Below are 16693 nucleotides of genomic sequence, written 5' to 3'. Positions count from 1 at the left end.
ATTACACATCAATTCACAAAGCTTAATCAAATGATAAAGAAATTTCTGCTTACCGCCGCGCTCCTGGCCGGTTTCGGGACGTCTTTTGCGCAAACCAAACCGGAAGATGTGAAGACTTTCACATTGGCCAACGGCATGAAATTCCTGGTGCTGGAAGACAAATCGATCCCCAACGCCAACATGTACCTGTTCTGGAAAGTGGGTTCGCGGAATGAGGTGCATGGCATTACGGGCCTCTCCCACTTCTTTGAGCACATGATGTTCAATGGCTCCAAAAACTTCGGCCCCAAGGAATTTGACCGTTTTATGGAAGCCAACGGCGGTTCCAATAATGCTTATACGACCGAAAATGTGACCGTCTATACCGACTGGTTCCAGAAAGACGCATTGGAACCGATCTTCAAACTTGAATCCGACCGCATTGCCAGCCTGTCCATCGACCCGAAAATGGTGGAAAGCGAACGCGGCGTGGTGCTTTCGGAGCGCAGCACGGGTTTGGAAAACAGCAATTACAGGCTCATCGGCGAGCTGGTGCAATCGGTTGCTTTTCAGGAACATCCTTATATGTTCCCGGTAATTGGTTTTGAGTCTGACATAAAAAGCTGGACGCAGGAGGATTTGGAGAATTATTTCAAAACTTACTATTCGCCCAATAATGCGACGGTGGTTGTGGTCGGCGATGTGACTTTGGAACAGGTCAAAAAAATGGCAGATCAATACATGGCGCCCATCCCGGCAAGAGGTTTGCCGCCAAAGATCAGAACCGTAGAGCCACAGCAGAATGGCGAAAGAAGGGTAACGGCCTATAAAGACATTGCCGCGCCGAATATTCTCATGGCCTATCACATTCCTGAAACCAAACATGAGGACTTTTATGCGCTGGATTTATTGAGCAGTTTGCTTACTTCCGGCAATTCCTCACGTCTTACCAAATCGCTGGTCATGGACTCAACCCTTGCGATGAATGTTTCCAGCGTCACCGACCAAAGTTTCGACCCAAGTCTTTTTCTGATTTACGCCATTGCCAATAGCAATGTTTCTGCACCGGACCTCGAAAAAGCGATTAGTATTCAAATTGATATGATTATAAAAGACGGTGTAAAAGGCGAAGAACTTCAAAAAGTGAAAAATCAGAAGCTGATGGAATTTTATCGGACATTAGAAACCATTAATGGTAAAGCAAATAGTCTGGGCAGTTATGATGTGTTTTTTGGGGATTATAAAAAAATGTTCGAAGCGCCGGAATTGTATAAAAAAGTGACTGTGGACGACATTAAGCGCGTTGCTGCAAAATATTTTACCGAGCGCAACCGGACGGTGGGTTATCTGCTTCCTGAAAAATCAAAATAGCCAAAACCTCACACCGACATTCAGTAATCAAATTGAAATATGAAAAAGATACTATTTGTGTTTCTGGCGATGCTCACGCTTTCGGCCTCGGCACAAAACAACTTTAAAGTGCCGCCTTTTGAAAAATTCAAGCTCAAAAACGGCCTGACCATTTACCTGATGGAACAACACGAAGTCCCGCTCATCAATGTCTCGGCTGTTTTTGACGCCGGTGCTATCAATGACGGCCAGCGTTACGGACTTGCGGGCTTAACCGCTGACGCACTGCTTTTTGGCACTGAAAAATACACCAAACCGCAGATCGAAGAAATGATCGATTTCGTGGGCGCGAGCATTAATACGTATGCCAGCAAAGACATGGCGGGTCTGAATTCGTCATTTGCGACCAAGGATCAGGAAAAACTGTTTGACATCATTCAGCAGGTGATTATGCACCCGGTTTTTGACAAAACAGAATTTGAAAAGCACAAGCAGCGCCTCACGCAGGAACTGATCCGGGAAAAAGAGAGCCCGCGCTCAGTAATCAATGCTTACATGAATGCATTCATGTTCAAGGACTTCCCGTACGCCGCACCCACCGGTGGCACACCGGCAACCATCGAAAAAATATCCGCAACGGACGCAAAAGCATTTTACGAGAGCAACTATACGTCGGGCCTCGGCGCGATTGCGATCGTAGGCGATTTCAAAGCAGCGGATATGAAAAAGAAAATAACCACCCTCTTCGGCAGCTGGAAAACAGCGCCTTACCGCATGGTAAAACGCGTTGCCCCCAATCTGGAATTCGAAAAAAGCCGCGTGTTACTGGTTGACAAGCCGGATGCAAGGGAAACTACATTTGTTATTAGTGGAAAAGGAATCGATTATAATTCAGCCGATTACGTGCCGGTCCTGGTTGTGAACACAATTTTAGGCGGACGTTTTACTTCCTGGCTGAATGATGCATTACGCGTCAATTCGGGCCTTACTTATGGTGCACGAAGCGGTTTTACGCGTTACAAATTCGCAGGAACGTTTGCGATCAGCACATTTACCAAAAACTCGACAACGGTTCCGGCTGTGGATATGGCGTTGCAGGTCTTGGATAGTTTGCACAAAACAGGCATTAATGATGAGATTCTGAAATCAGCTAAAGCTTACGTAAAAGGCAGCTTCCCGCCCGCCTACGAATCCGCGGGAGTGCTCGCAAGGCTGCTGACGGATATGCACTTCTACAACTTCGACGAAAGCTTCATCAACACATTCCAAACAAAAGTAGACGGGCTGACCACTGAAAAAACAAAAGAGATCATCGCCACTTACTTCCCGAAAGACAAGCTGCAATTTGTGATGGTAGGCAAGGCGGACGAGATCCGCGAATCAGTCAAAAAATATGGTGAATTAACCGAAAAGCAGATCAAGGCAGACGGATTTTAGTATAACGAGCGTTTTGTTAGCTTTTAAACGAACATTAACCAATCTATAAATGAACAAACTACTGAAAACCTGCCTCTTCGCAGCCGCAGCCTTTACAAGCCAGACCGATCTGTTGGCGCAGGGCAATGTCTACACGAACCCAATCGGCTTGCAAGCTTATACATTCCGGGGGAGCTGGGATAAGGGGATTGAGGCTACTTTGGATACGATCAAGTCTTTGGGCGTGACGGAAATGGAAGGCGGACCGATAAAAGGCATGACGAACGAAGAACTGCGTAAGCAGCTTGATAAGCGCGGCATTAAAATGGTTTCCATCGGCGCCGATTATAACAAACTGGCCGAAAGCAGCGCGCAGACCATTGCCGATGCAAAAGCACTGGGCGCAAAATACGTGATGGTCGCCTGGATTCCTCACAAAGGCAAATTCGACCTCGAAACAGCGAAAAAAGCAGTTGCTGATTTCAACAAGGCCGGGAAAGAACTGAAAGAAGCAGGCATCGAGCTTACTTATCACAACCATGGCTATGAATTCGAGCCTCACGAGGACGGAACATTGTTTGACTATCTTGTCAAAAACACAAATCCTGAATACGTAAACTTCGAAATGGACGTGCTATGGACTGCATTTCCGGGACAAGACCCAGCGAAATTGCTCATGAAATATCCAACCCGCTGGAAGCTGATGCACTTGAAAGACCTGAAAAAAGGCGTAGTAGGCAACCTCTCCGGCGGAACGCCAACAACCAACGACGTGGCATTAGGAACAGGCTCCATCGACATTCCAGCCACACTGAAAGCAGCGAAGAAAGTTGGGATCAAGCACTATTTCATCGAGGATGAGAGCCCTTCATATCTGAAGCAAATCCCTCAGACCATTGCTTATATTAAGGGGATTAAAGAGTAAGAAGTTAACAACATTTGTCACCCTGAGCGGAGCCGAAGGGCTGCTACTAACGAAGGCGCCTTCGTTAGTACCGGCCCTTCGTAGCTTTAGGCCTTCGTTAGTACCGGCCCTTCGGCCGCCGGGCGGCCCCCGTCCGCTCAGGGTGACAGAGCTAGTGACTTTTACCAACCCGGGTTTTGCTTTAATGTTGGCGTTTTTTGCAGCTCGTCTTGCATAATTGGGAACAGATAGTGCCTTGGTGCTACGAAGACGCGGCTCTCTATGAAATAGCGTTGCATTCTGTATTTTTTGCCGTCGACTAGAATCTTTCCCGCCGGATCTTCTATCGGCTTCATGCCATTGATCATTCGCTGCGTCTTGGGGTAAGGCCAGGCTTTTTGCGAGCGCTGGTCGTTTGTGCTTCCGGCACTTTGCCACGCTTGTTCTTTGGCGATCTCCTTGGGTGCGCTCGGTTCCAGATAAAGGCGTGTAGACCATATTCGGTTATTTTCATAGAACAATTCGACCCTTCTTTCCCGTTTGATATACTCGTCCATCAGCGCTTTGCTTGCTTTTGCTTCGGCGGGAATAGGCGCCATGAATGATCTTTTGCGGACGCTATTCAGCAGATCATAAATCTCTGCATTGGGCCCGGCGGTTTCGTTTACGGCCTCGGCATAGATGTAGATAAATTCGGGCAAGCGCCATACAGGCGGGCCGCTGATGGAGAAACTCTTATCCCGGTTCCAGGATTCCCGCAAGATTTTTCTCAGGAAATAACCCGTTGTCGTTGAGTTGGTTGCGCCCACTTTGTCGGCGCCGGAAGCGGTGTTGATCACTTTTCCTTTGAATGTTGAGCCGTGGTAAACAATGTCCCTGTAAAATCTTGGGTCACGTTTTACGCTTTCGTAGGGGTTACCATCGTCATAGCCGTCTTTTTTTGCACGTGTAGCGTAAACCGGATAGCCAAATCCATCGGGGGCAATGTATTCGTACTCATCCACCTGCTCCTGAACGGGCATCTGGCGCGAGCTCCCGCCCCAGCTCGGCGGATAAATGTCACCCTGCCAGTTGTTATCTTTATCACGTGTCACAAAGAAAACCGCTTCGTTCTGGAATGCTTCCATGTTGTGATACAAATCCCAAAGCCGGGCTGGGACCTTGGAATTATTATTGTTCACTCCGGCATCGTCCCGAAAATCCGTTGCGTCGTGGCCCTGATAGAGCGAGTAACGCTGACGACCCTCTACTTTGAAATCAATAACCGCCTTGGCCGCAGCTTTTGCTACGTTCCAGCGCTCGGGCTTATACGCATATTCAGCAGCAAACGCACGCGTATCATTCGGGAAAGTGCCGCCATTCCACATGGGGGTTGCTGCCATCCAGGCCACAATGGCCTTTAAACCCAGGCAAGCACCCTGATCCACTCTTCCAAAGTCGGCCCCGCCCCAGCTGGGAGGCACCAGCGCCATCGCAGAATCGCAATCCTGATAAATTTTTGCTGCAATGGAGTGAAAAGATTCCTGTTTAAAGTCCTTTGGATCCGTGGTGCCTATGGTGCGGTTCACATAAACCACCTCTCCATACATGCGGGCGGCCAGATAGTGGAAGTAAGCACGCAGAAAATACGTTTCACCCAACCGCTTATTCAGATCTCCCGCTTGCAATGGGTTATCAGGCGTTTTGTATTTCCGGACGCCTTCCAGGATCACATTTGCCTTGCGGATCCGTCCGTATAAATCCCACCAATATTGCCCCCGGCTGCTCCCGGCAGGCATGACGCTGGCATTCCAGTCGCCATTGTTGAATTTGTTGGTAAGGCTTCCTTCTGCTGTGGAACCTTCTGCCTCGTCGGTAACAGGCGCGGTGGAAAAGTGGGAGAAAAATACGAGCGGGCTGTTGGAGCCTTTTGCATTGTCGTAGAGATCGGTAATGAGCTGGTTTGTTTTGTTATATCGGGTAAAAACCTGCTCGGCATCCAGCTGGTCATCCGGCTTTCTGTCCAGAAAATCTTCCTTGCAAGCCGAAAGCAGTGCGCAGGCGAAGCAAAGGATGGTGATATATATTTTTCTAGTTATCATAAAATCTTTGGATAAAATCAGAATGTTAAATCAACGCCAAAATTCAAAACCTTCTGGATCGGATACCAGTCGCCCGTCCCTTCCCTTGTTTCCGGGTCCATATCTACTTTTTTCAGCCCGTCCCAAGTCATCAGGTTCAGGCCCTGCGCATAAAACCGAACTTGCTCGATACCGATTTTGTTAATGGCGGCTTTTGGCAAATTGTAGCCCAGCTCAATGGTTTTGAGCCGGATGTATTTGGAATTATATAAAAACAAGCTGCTGTTACCATTCTTGTTATTGCTATGGTCGCCGAAATGCAATGCGGGATAGGTCGCTGTTTCCGCCGTTTCCGGTGTCCAGCGATCCAGATGCATGGGTTTCACTTTTCCATATTTATCCTGGTTAAACAAAGGGAAATCGTAAACAGCCGCACCCGACAACTGCACAGAAGCACGCGCAGCACCCTGGAACAGCATACTGAAATCAAAACCTTTGTATTTGGCCCCTACCGGCAATCCAAACATAATTTCAGGATTTCGCGGATTGCCCATAGCCGTGCGGTCGCCGAGATCGTCGATTTTCCCGTCCCCATTCAAATCCTTATACACGACATCGCCGGGACGCAATGTTCCCCACGACTGGTAACCACCACCAGAGTTCATTGCATTCAGCTCATTAGCCTCTCCCTGGTTTCTCACGAAATGGTCAAAGGCATAATTGAAATGTTCGCCGATGCGTTTCCCGGTGTTAGCCCTGCCGGACATTGCGTAAGGGATTTCATTCATAAACACAATGTTGTTGCGCGCGAAGGAGAGATTGGGACGAATAAAATACGTGGCATCCTTCCCAATGCTGCCAGACCAGCCTACTTCCAGGTCAAAACCGCGGTTATTGACAATCCCTGAGTTAATGTAAGGCGCATCCTTTCCCACTATGTCCGGGAAGCCAAGCTTATCGCCGCCACCCATGTCTGTGATAATGTCGTAGCGATGCTCGTGAAACAGGTCCAGTGTAACCGTAAGGTGTTTCAGGAATGTTGCATCAATACCAATGTTGGCTTTTCTGGCTTTTTCCCAGGTCAGGTCTGGATTGGCCAGGTCGCCTTCGTAGAGGTAACCCCCTGCTCCTGAACCGAAATTGTCCGTTCCAAAATTGTAATCATGCTCTCGACCGCTAAAATATTGCAGATAAATAAACCGGCGGTCATTCGGAACACGGTCACTCCCAACCAAGCCATAGGAGCCTCTGATCTTAAAGGAATTCAGCCAGTTTTGCGTGCTGCTCATAAACTGTTCTTTGGAGAGCACCCAGCCTGCCGAAACAGAAGGGAAAAATCCGTAACGTTTCCCTTTTGCAAAGTTTTCGGAGCCATTATACGCCGCATTGAACTCGAAAAGATAGCGATCGTCATAGCCATAAGTGGCCCTGGCCGTAATGCCCTGGTAACTAAACGGCACCTGGTTATTAATGATCCGTTTGGAGCGGTTTACGAGCACCATTCCCGTGACATCATGCATGCCGAAATTGCGCAGGTAATCCAGCTTAGCCTGGACATAAGAGCGGTTTTCGTTGTCCTTATTGTCGAACTGGTTGCGGATCGTCTGGTCAATGTCATACTTGTTTCCCGACTTGTATGCACCCGTATAGATCCCTGGTTCCCTGTAAATATCACTTCCCTGCTCCGGAACAAATGTTGCATAACCCGGATATTCGCGGTAACCTTCGGAATAGGTTGTCACATCGCGACGGATCCAGGCTCCGTCGGACGCATCATATGAGAAAACGCCGTCAATGGATAAGCCTTTTGTTATGAAATCCAGCTTATGCCCCAACGAAAACGAGCCGTTGAGATAGGTGTTTTTATCATTCAAAAACCCGGTGCGACTCAGCTCACCGAGAATGTTAAACCTGTAAATCTGATCACCATACAGCATTCCAAGCGGATTATTAGCTTCAAAAACCCGGTTCGCAGGGTTTCCATTTGGTTCTAATGTGATGGGCAGATAAGAAGGCTGCGTGTTGGCCATTTCCACGATCCTTGCTGCCGATGTTCCCGGCGCATTGCGGTCTGTGATCCGGGCACCAATGTCCAGTCTGGCAAAAAAGTTATCTGTAATGTCTATATCAATATTAGAACGGAAATTATAGCGCTTAAAAACGGCCTGGGTGTTGTTCGGGCCCATATTCGTGTGCTTGTAGTTTCCATCCTGCTGAAAGTAATTGGCCAGAACGAAATATCTGGCCCTTACTGATCCACCGCTAATAGACAAACTATAATCATGCTGCACCCCTGGCTTGAATGCGTAATCGAAATAATTCCAGTTATACCCTAATCCATCCGAGTTGTCACCTTTCGCTTTCCGGAAATTCGTAATGGCGGATTCTGAAAACAGATTCAATGTCGACGGGTCCGCATCCGGGCTGTCGTTCCGGCGGGCTTCGTTGTATAACATGGCATAATCCGCCGATCCCAGGTAAGTCGGGAATTTTACAGGCTGGTTGACTCCGACCGAGCCTTTAAAATTGACGGTCGCTTTATCCTGCACTTTTCCTCTTTTTGTTGTGATCAGAATCACACCATTGGCTCCCCTAACCCCGTAAGGAGCTGTTGCTGAGGCATCTTTGAGAATTGTAAATGTTTCAATTTCCGATGGTGCCAGATAATCCATGCTTCTTTCCAGACCGTCGATAATCACAATCGGGGCTTGATTTCCGTAAGTGGCTGTGCCGCGGATAAAAATATCACTCCTGTCCACACCCGGCTCACCGCCGCCAAACTGGTTGGCAAAAAGTCCCGGAAGCCGTCCCGCCAATGCATTGGTAATGCTCGCTGTCGGGCTTTGTTTTAAATCTTCTGTGGTAATGGTGGCAATGGAACCCGTAATGGTGGCTTTTCGCTGAGAGCCAAAACCTACGATCACAACTTCTTCCAGTCCGCCCAGGTCCTCTTCCAGCTGGATATTCACAGCCGTTTGGGTGCCGACAACCAGTTCCTTGCCCAAATAACCGATAAAGGAAATCACCAGCACATCCCCCTGCTCCGCTTCAATGCTGAACTTGCCCGTGGCATCCGTAGACGTGCCCTTATCAGTTCCTTTGACGATCACGGTTGCTCCCGGCAACGGCCCGCCCTTCATATCCTGGATTGTTCCCGTGATTTCGCGGATCACATTTGCTACCGGTGCCTCGGGTGCAGGCAATGATTTAATGGCGGCAGATTTTGATTCTTCATCCTTTTTGAAAACGGCAATTTGTTTTCCAATAATTTTAAATGTCAGATCAGTGCCTTTCAGCGCCCGTGTCAGAATGGCGGGAACGGTTTCGTTTTTTAGGTTAAGATTGAGATTCCCTTCGCCGTTTTCCGAAAAAAGGCCGTCCTTATAAAAAATCCGGTAATCGGTTTTTTCCTGAATCAGCTTAAATAACCCGCCCAGATTGCCGTTCCGGATCGCTACATCCATCCTGCTTTTCTGCGAATAGCCTGTTGCATGAACGCCCATCATTCCGATCCATAGTAGTAGAATCGTCAGCTTCATAATTCTTAGGATTTTTTTTGGGAATAATACACCCGGAGGGCAATGCCCTGAATGGTCAAATTTTTTCATAAATTTGATACGACTTTTGTTGATACAATGGTTTAAAAATCACTTGCTTGCCGGCAAGTGTGACTATCGGAAGACGTTGCCGCGTCTTCCGTTTTTGTTGTTCTCATAATGCTTTACCTGAATATAAACCTCCTTTCTGTTTGCTGATATTTAAGTGATGTCGATACGGATATAACGTCCAGAACCATGGCCAGATCATCCTGCAAATCCAGTGTTCCGGAGAATGTAACGTGCTTTGCCTCTGCGCTGCCCAGCGAAATATCGGCCTTATAATAGCGCGAAAGCTTTTTGAGGATGTCCCTAAGCGGTGCCTTTTTGAAAATCAGATAGCCCTCTTTCCAGGAAATGTAAGGTTCTACGTCCACGCCCGCCGTTTGCAGATCATCCGTTGCTGCATTGTAAACAGCCATCGTCCCGGGTGTGAGCTTCTTGTTTTTCGTGTTGAATAAAGATTTTTGATTGGCCGTCAGCTCAATGCTTCCTTTGACGAGCACGGCTGCGGTCTGTTGGTCGTCGTCATAAGCGCTCACGTCAAACTCGGTTCCGAGAACCTGTACTTTGATGTTTTTGGTATGCACATAAAATGGTCTTTCGGCTGCGTGCGAAACGGAAAAATAGGCCTGACCTTCAAGGTAAACCTCCCTTGTGTCGCCGTCAAATTGAGCTGGATAAACGAGGCGTGAACCGGAATTGAGCCAGATCTTGGTGCCGTCGATGAGCGTAATGGTCGACCTTTTACCGTAAGGGACCGTTAATGTGTTGAATTCTTCTTCGGATTCAGCCACTTGCTGTTCCACCACGGACGACGAGTCGATCTGGATACGAGAACCGTTTTGCTCATAGATCAGGTCTGAATTCTGTTCGGAAAGATGAATAATCCGCTTGTCCGCGAGCTGCAAGCGCGTTTCTTCTGTGTCAGCCTGGATTTTGGAAGCCACTTCTTCCATCGCCGATCCTTTATTTTTTTGCATGAGCAGGAAACCTGCGCCTACGACCATTAATAAGGCCAGAGATGCTGCAACGGCCAGCCATATGCTGCGGACGGGCCGCTCGCTTTTTTGTGCGATTGTTTCCTGAACGCGCATTCGCAATGCTTCTTTTTCGGCAACAGGCAATGCTTCCTCCCGCAGGGAATGCATCAAAATCTTTGTATTAGCAAGAATTTTTTGCTCGTCTTCCGTCAGTCCGGCTGATTCAGATTCGTGCAAATCCTCGTGCTTTCGTAATCTTCTTTTCATTTAAGAACTTGTTTGACATACAAGAGAAGACTTTCGACGTCATATAGACTCCGAAAAAGGATTATTTTAACAAAAAGAAGAAAATATTTTATACCCAGTACAAAAACAGGGCAATGGAGCTGAATTCCAGCTTGCCGCGAAGTTGTTTGAGCGCCCGGTAAATGAAGGTCCGGCAGGTAGGAACTGAAATTTGCATCATGGAAGCAATCTCCTCATAATCCAGGTCCTGATTGAAGCGTAAATACAGGATTTCCCGTTGCCGCTCAGGGAGTTGATTAATTTCCAACGCCAGATGATCCAGCATTTCACGCTGTTTTTCATCCACAATGATCTCATGTTCAGCACTGAATGCAAATGCATTAATGCCGAACGTTTCCTCTGCCTGCCAGCTGTTGAAGTTCAGCAAGCTTGATTTCCGGTGCGCGGCGTGCAGTTTTCTTCGAAATGATTTTAGTAAATAAAATTTAACATTAACCTCCTTCGCCAGACTTCCGCGATAGCTGTGCAGGTCTATAAAAAGATCGTGGATACAATCTTTAACAAGATCACTGTCAGCCGAATATCGCATTCCGAACTTATACAGAACGTCTGTATAGGCATCGTAAAGCTCGCTGAATGCCGAAGAACTCCCGGAAATAAATCGCTCCCAAAGGTCATTTCCCGGATCAATGTCTGTCATACCAGAATGTCAAAAATGGAAGTCTGAAAATATTGAACAAAGGTGTAATGTATATATAAAAAACATTCCCTGCTGTATACGTTTTCCAGTTCATGCTATGAGATCACTTGGCAAGTCTGCGGATAGTTTTTACTTTGCACCAAAAAAGTATTTTATGGAACCAGCATTATTAAATCAAGTCCCATCGCTGGATTTGGCCGATTTTACCTCAGGAAATGCCGAACAGAAAAAGCAGTTTGTAGCAGACCTGGGTGAAGCGTTCAACAACATTGGATTTGTAGCAATAAAAAACCACGGACTCAGCGACTCCCTGCGGAATGAACTTTACGAAACCGTGAAGGCTTTCTTCTCGCTTCCTGATGAAGTCAAGAAAAAATATGAGTTTGCCGAGCTCTTCGGTCAGCGCGGATATATAGGAAAAGGAAAAGAGACTGCTAAGGGTTTCAAAGTGGCCGATCTGAAAGAATTTTACCACATTGGCCAGCCCGATCCCATTGGCAGCATGCCTTCCAACGTTTTTCCTGCCGAACTCCCTGAATTTGAAAAACATACATTAGCAGTTTACCGGACATTTGAGAATGCGGGGAAAATGCTGCTGCGCGCCATCGCTATTTATCTCAATCTGCCTGAGGATTATTTTGAAGACAAGGTCAGAAATGGCGACAGCCTGCTGCGGGCCTTACATTATTTCCCAATTCCAAATCCCGAACTCGTGCCCGAAGGAGCCGTGCGTGCTGCGGCTCACGGCGACATTAACCTCATTACATTACTAATGGGCGCCAGCGCAGAAGGCCTGGAAGTGCTTCGCCGCGACGGAGAATGGATTCCCATCACCGCCCTTCCGGATCAGATCGTGGTCAATGTGGGTGATATGCTGGACAGGCTTACCAATCATAAATTGAAATCGACCATTCACCGGGTCGTGAATCCGCCACGTGAGAAAATGGGCACTTCGCGTTATTCAATCCCGTTTTTTATGCATCCTCGGGCCGATATGGATCTCACAAGTCTGGATAGTTGTGTTTCGCAGGAATTCCCTAAACTGTATACCAATATGACAGCGGGTGAATTTTTGGATGAACGATTGAGAGAACTGGGTTTAAAAAAATAACCTCCAAAACCCTTGGCCCACCCTCCTATCCGCCGCTTTCGCTACATCATTTACCTGACGGACATCCTCTTGCTGTCCGTGACGGCATTTGGAGGCCCGCAGGTGCATTTGATGATGATGATTGAGCGGCTGGTGCGGAAAAGAAGATACATTACCGAAGAGGAACTGCTTGAATTACAGGCATTATGCTCGGTTTTACCAGGCCCCAGCTCCACGCAGACTGTTACGGCCATCGGACTGAAAATCGGTGGACAACCACTTGCTTATCTGACACTTATCGTCTGGTCGCTGCCAGCTATGATCCTGATGACACTGGCGGCAATCGGCATACATTATCTGGAACGCAACTCGATTTCTCTGCAATTCACGAAGTTCGTGGGGCCGATGGCGGTAGCTTTTTTAATGTATGGCGCGTCGTCCATTGCCAAAAAAGTCATTCATAATACACAAGGCTGGTCGTTTCTGGTAATTGCCACGATTCTGGCCTACATGTATCCGTCCCCATACATGACGCCCGTGCTCATTGTCAGCGGCGGCGTTGCGGCGTCCCTCAATTTCAAGAAACACGAAAAAATGGAGCGCGGCCCGATCCGCATTCTTTGGCGGCCCATTATTTTTTGGATCTCGGTCCTGATCGCGGCTGCGATTGTGGGTAAGGTCACGAATTCTCTTCCTGTGCGGCTTTTTGAAAATTTTTACCGGAACGGCAGCCTGGTTTTCGGCGGCGGGCAAGTGCTTGTCCCGATCCTATATAACGAGTTTGTAGAATTCAAGCATTATCTCACCGATCAGGAATTTCTGGCCGGAATGGCGCTTACCCAGGTCGTGCCGGGACCTGTTTTTTCCATTGCCACATTTGTCGGAAGCATTTCGCTGCAATCAGCAGGCATTACCGGACAGATTGTTGGCGGTTTCGTTGCAACAGCCGGGATTTTCCTTCCAGGCACATTCTTCATCTTTTTCGCCTACCCATTCTGGGACCAGCTCAAACGTTACCGCGGCATCCGGGCCTCGCTCGAAGGCATCCACGCCGCCAGTTGCGGCCTCACCATCGCAGCCGCCATCTCCCTTTTCCAACCCATGATGAGCAGCACTCAACCAATGCTAACCGTCATCGCCACAATTTTAGTCCTGACTTTTTCAAAGGTGCCGTCATATATAATTATCGTCGCAGGGCTGGTGTTGGGGTTGGTGTTTTAAGATGCGTTCGCCAAACATTTAGCGAGACAATAGTTTCCATTGGATTAGTCAATTGGTTTTCCAAACTTTGGAAGCTGATTCCTATTCTGTCCCAATTCATGAAAAAAATCACCTTTCTGCTCGTTTCCCTTTTCTCCCTAATCATTTGCAGTGCTAATTCCCAGGCACAAATTGCTGCTTCCCCCACATTTTTAAATCAAAATCAAACCAATGCTTCGCGGCAGTGGGTGGATTCGGTTTTTGCTACGCTTACGCCGGATGAGCGGATTGCGCAGTTGATTATGGTGGCGGCGGTTTCGGATGTAAAACGGGCTGTTATTGATCCTAAAACTAGTAATCCGGCAGTGGTGGAGAAGCTGATCCGGGAAAATAAGGTGGGTGGGATCGTATTCTTTCAGGGCGGGCCGATTCCCCAGGCACAGCTGACGAATTATTATCAGTCGATTTCAAAAGTGCCTTTGCTGATTGCAATGGATGCGGAATTCGGACTTGCTATGCGGATTGACAGCACGGTGCGCTATCCTTATCAAATGACATTGGGCGCAATCCAGGGCAGTAATGATCTGATTTATGAGATGGGCGCACAGCTCGCCAAACAAGCTCGGCGCCTGGGTATGCACATTAATTTTGCGCCCGTTGCCGATGTAAACAACAATCCCGATAACCCGGTGATCAGCTTCCGGTCTTTTGGAGAAAACAAATACAAAGTAGCCGACAAAGCCGTGGCTTATATGAAGGGAATGCAGGATAACGGCTTGCTGACCAGCGCCAAGCATTTCCCCGGACACGGTGACACGGGCGTAGATTCGCATTATGATCTTCCATTAATTTCGCATAACACAACCCGGCTTGATTCTCTCGAACTATATCCTTTCAAAGCGCTGATCGCGAATGGCATTAGCGGGATGATGATCGCACATTTGAGCATTCCGGCGCTTGATACGACCAAAAATCTTCCTTCAACCCTTTCAAAACCAATTGTTTCCGATCTTTTGAGAAAACAGCTTGGGTTCGATGGCCTGATCTATTCTGATGCTATGAATATGAAAGGCGTCACCAAGTATTTCCCGAATGGTCGCGCAGATGCTATGGGCCTTGAATCAGGAATGGACTTGCTGGAATTTACGGAGGATGTTTCGAAATCAATCGCTGAGATCAAGAAAAGCATTGCGGAAGGAAAAATAACGCAGGCGGAAATTGATGCACGCTGCAAAAAAGTACTGCAAGCCAAGGCGTGGGCCGGCCTGAACTATTATAAGCCGGTTGATCTCAACAATTTATACAAAGACCTGAACCCAAAAGCTGCCGAACTGACAAACCGCCTTTTGACCGAAAAAGCATTAACTGTCCTCAAAAACGACAAAGACTTATTGCCCCTGCGCGACCTGGACACGTTGAAAATCGCTTCCATATCCTTAGGTGCCGACACCATTACAACATTCCAGAAGACATTGGGCTTGTACACAACCGTCGAGCACTTTCAGGTTCCGGCCAAAGCAACTGAGGCGCAGGTAACCGAATTGCGGGAAAAATTGAAAGCATTCAACTTGTTACTGGTAGGCGTGCATTTGGGTAGCATTTCGCCACGGACTAATTATGGGCTAACAGAGCAAATGAGTGCCGTTTTGCAGGAGCTGATTGCTTCTGACAAGGCAGTTGTGTCCATTTTCGGCAACCCTTATTCTTTAAACAAAATACAAAAGCCCGAGAATGCGCGTGCGTTGTTAATGGCCTATCAATTAACCCCTTACACACAGGATCTTTCTGCACAACTGATCTTTGGAGCCATCCCCGCCCAGGGAAAATTGCCTGTTACCGTAAATGCACAATTTCCTTATAATGCAGGCATTGAAACTCCTGCCATAGGCCGATTGAAATACACAATCCCGGAAGAACTCGGACTTGATTCTGAGATCATTACATTCAAAATAGACTCCATTGCAAATCTGGCGGTTACGCAGAAAGCAACGCCAGGCTGCGTGGTGCAATTGGCAAAGGATGGGAAAGTGTTTTTCAGAAAAGCTTATGGAAAACATACTTACGAAGGCAATGCGAATGTGAAACTGACTGACCTTTACGACCTCGCTTCGGTGACGAAGATCACAGCTTCCACATTGGCCCTGATGAGCCTTTGGGACGCTAAAAAGTTTGATCTGGATGCGACAATGAAGGATTACCTGCCCGATTTTGAAGGCTCCAACAAAGCAGACCTGCAATGGCGCCGCGTATTGACGCATAGTGCTCGTTTAAAGGCATTTATCGTCCTTTGGAAAGAAGCACAGAATGCGGATGGATCCTGGAAAAAGAAGACATTCAGCACAAAACAGTCAAAAAAATATCCGACTTCGGTAGTTGGCGACAGCCTCTTTATCTTCAAGAACTACGACAAAAAGATTTTCGAAGCCATTCGCAATTCTCCTCTGAATGAGAAGGAAGGCTATGTATACAGCGATCTTTCGTTTATTCTTTATCCTCAAATTGTAAAAAGACTTTCAGGCGAGAATTTTGAAGATTACCTCAAAAACCACTATTACCATAAGCTGGGTGCGAACACATTGACATTCAATCCAAAGCGTTTTTACAAGTTGCAGGACATTGTAGAGACGGAACGCGATACGTTTTTCAGGATGACGCAATTGCATGGCCAGGTACATGACGAAGCGGCGGCGATGTTAGGCGGTTTGAGCGGACATGCGGGGTTGTTTGGGGATGCCAATGATGTGATGAAAGTTTGGCAAATGTATTTGCAGCAGGGTTATTATGGCGGTCAGCAGCTTTTGAGCAAGGATGCGCTGGTTGAGTTTACGCGTTACCAATATCCTGAAATGGGCAGTCGCCGTGGGATTGGGTTTGATAAGCCTTCGTTTAAATATACCGGCAATGCACCTAAATATGCGAGTCCGTCCAGCTTCGGGCATACGGGTTACACGGGCATTATGACTTGGGCCGATCCTGCGTGGAAGCTGAATTATGTGTTTCTTTCGAACCGCGTTTACCCAACAAGAGAGAATAATAAAATTTCGCAACTCAACATTCGCACGGCCATTATGGATGTGGTTTACGAGGAATTGCTGAAAAAAGTAAACCCCGTAACGACAGCCGGGCTCTGAGAACTTCCTACATTTGCAGGATTCAACATTGATTCATT

At 47.5% G+C, this 16693-nt stretch carries 10 protein-coding genes; 6 read left to right on the top strand and 4 right to left on the bottom strand.

The window, feature by feature from the left end; genetic code table 11:
• The first annotated feature begins 30 nt into the window (after nt 1-30).
• From NFI80_RS23945 to NFI80_RS23935, 3 genes are read left to right on the top strand one after another with little or no spacing between them, the layout of a single operon-like run.
• Entirely contained in the window at nt 31-1350 is a 1320-nt protein-coding gene (locus NFI80_RS23945; RefSeq protein ID WP_235159371.1) for a M16 family metallopeptidase, read from the top strand.
• A 39-nt stretch (nt 1351-1389) separates the two neighbouring features.
• Nucleotides 1390-2766 carry a M16 family metallopeptidase gene (locus NFI80_RS23940; RefSeq protein WP_235164070.1) on the top strand — a complete coding sequence of 459 codons (1377 nt, stop codon included), beginning with the start codon at nt 1390-1392 and terminating at the stop codon, nt 2764-2766.
• Nucleotides 2767-2815: 49 nt separating this feature from the next.
• On the top strand, nt 2816-3670 hold the full coding sequence (locus NFI80_RS23935; RefSeq protein ID WP_235164069.1) for a sugar phosphate isomerase/epimerase family protein: 855 nt from the start codon (nt 2816-2818) through the stop codon (nt 3668-3670).
• 161 nt (nt 3671-3831) lie between these two features.
• Here NFI80_RS23935 and NFI80_RS23930 read toward each other — a convergent pair whose 3' ends face one another.
• From NFI80_RS23930 to NFI80_RS23915, 4 genes are all read right to left on the bottom strand, one after another.
• Nucleotides 3832-5730, bottom strand: coding sequence for a RagB/SusD family nutrient uptake outer membrane protein (locus NFI80_RS23930; protein WP_235164068.1), 1899 nt, complete (start codon nt 5728-5730; stop codon nt 3832-3834).
• Nucleotides 5731-5747: 17 nt separating this feature from the next.
• Nucleotides 5748-9248, bottom strand: a complete 3501-nt coding sequence (locus NFI80_RS23925; RefSeq protein ID WP_235164067.1) for a TonB-dependent receptor — start codon at nt 9246-9248, stop codon at nt 5748-5750.
• Between the two features lie 182 nt (nt 9249-9430).
• Entirely contained in the window at nt 9431-10555 is a 1125-nt protein-coding gene (locus NFI80_RS23920) for a FecR family protein (protein WP_235164066.1), read from the bottom strand.
• 88 nt (nt 10556-10643) lie between these two features.
• A complete protein-coding gene (locus tag NFI80_RS23915) occupies nt 10644-11234 on the bottom strand; it encodes an RNA polymerase sigma factor (protein WP_235159365.1) in 591 nt (196 codons plus the stop codon).
• A 154-nt stretch (nt 11235-11388) separates the two neighbouring features.
• On the opposite strand from NFI80_RS23915, the gene NFI80_RS23910 reads away from it, so the two are divergent.
• The 3 genes from NFI80_RS23910 (at nt 11389) to NFI80_RS23900 (ending at nt 16655) form a co-directional block, all read left to right on the top strand.
• Complete coding sequence (locus tag NFI80_RS23910) at nt 11389-12345, top strand: isopenicillin N synthase family dioxygenase (protein ID WP_235164065.1); 957 nt, start codon at nt 11389-11391, stop codon at nt 12343-12345.
• Between the two features lie 12 nt (nt 12346-12357).
• The gene (chrA, locus tag NFI80_RS23905; protein ID WP_235164064.1) at nt 12358-13545 is read left to right on the top strand and encodes a chromate efflux transporter; all 1188 of its coding nucleotides are present in this window, start codon (nt 12358-12360) and stop codon (nt 13543-13545) included.
• A gap of 98 nt (nt 13546-13643) precedes the next feature.
• Nucleotides 13644-16655, top strand: coding sequence for a serine hydrolase domain-containing protein (locus NFI80_RS23900; RefSeq protein WP_235164063.1), 3012 nt, complete (start codon nt 13644-13646; stop codon nt 16653-16655).
• Nucleotides 16656-16693 lie beyond the last annotated feature (38 nt).

The organism is Dyadobacter chenhuakuii (assembly GCF_023821985.2).
GTDB lineage: Bacteria > Bacteroidota > Bacteroidia > Cytophagales > Spirosomataceae > Dyadobacter > Dyadobacter chenhuakuii.
The sequence above is the reverse complement of the archived record's forward strand: the minus strand, read 5'-3'. Positions and strand labels throughout refer to the sequence as shown.

Excerpts from the sequence above, each read along its gene's own strand:
- NFI80_RS23930 (WP_235164068.1), bottom strand. The coding sequence starts at position 5,730 with ATGATAACTAGAAAAATATATATCACCATCCTTTGCTTCGCCTGCGCA.
- NFI80_RS23940 (WP_235164070.1), top strand. The coding sequence starts at position 1,390 with ATGAAAAAGATACTATTTGTGTTTCTGGCGATGCTCACGCTTTCGGCC.
- NFI80_RS23900 (WP_235164063.1), top strand. The coding sequence starts at position 13,644 with ATGAAAAAAATCACCTTTCTGCTCGTTTCCCTTTTCTCCCTAATCATT.
- NFI80_RS23925 (WP_235164067.1), bottom strand. The coding sequence starts at position 9,248 with ATGAAGCTGACGATTCTACTACTATGGATCGGAATGATGGGCGTTCAT.
- NFI80_RS23915 (WP_235159365.1), bottom strand. The coding sequence starts at position 11,234 with ATGACAGACATTGATCCGGGAAATGACCTTTGGGAGCGATTTATTTCC.
- NFI80_RS23920 (WP_235164066.1), bottom strand. The coding sequence starts at position 10,555 with ATGAAAAGAAGATTACGAAAGCACGAGGATTTGCACGAATCTGAATCA.
- NFI80_RS23935 (WP_235164069.1), top strand. The coding sequence starts at position 2,816 with ATGAACAAACTACTGAAAACCTGCCTCTTCGCAGCCGCAGCCTTTACA.
- NFI80_RS23910 (WP_235164065.1), top strand. The coding sequence starts at position 11,389 with ATGGAACCAGCATTATTAAATCAAGTCCCATCGCTGGATTTGGCCGAT.
- NFI80_RS23945 (WP_235159371.1), top strand. The coding sequence starts at position 31 with ATGATAAAGAAATTTCTGCTTACCGCCGCGCTCCTGGCCGGTTTCGGG.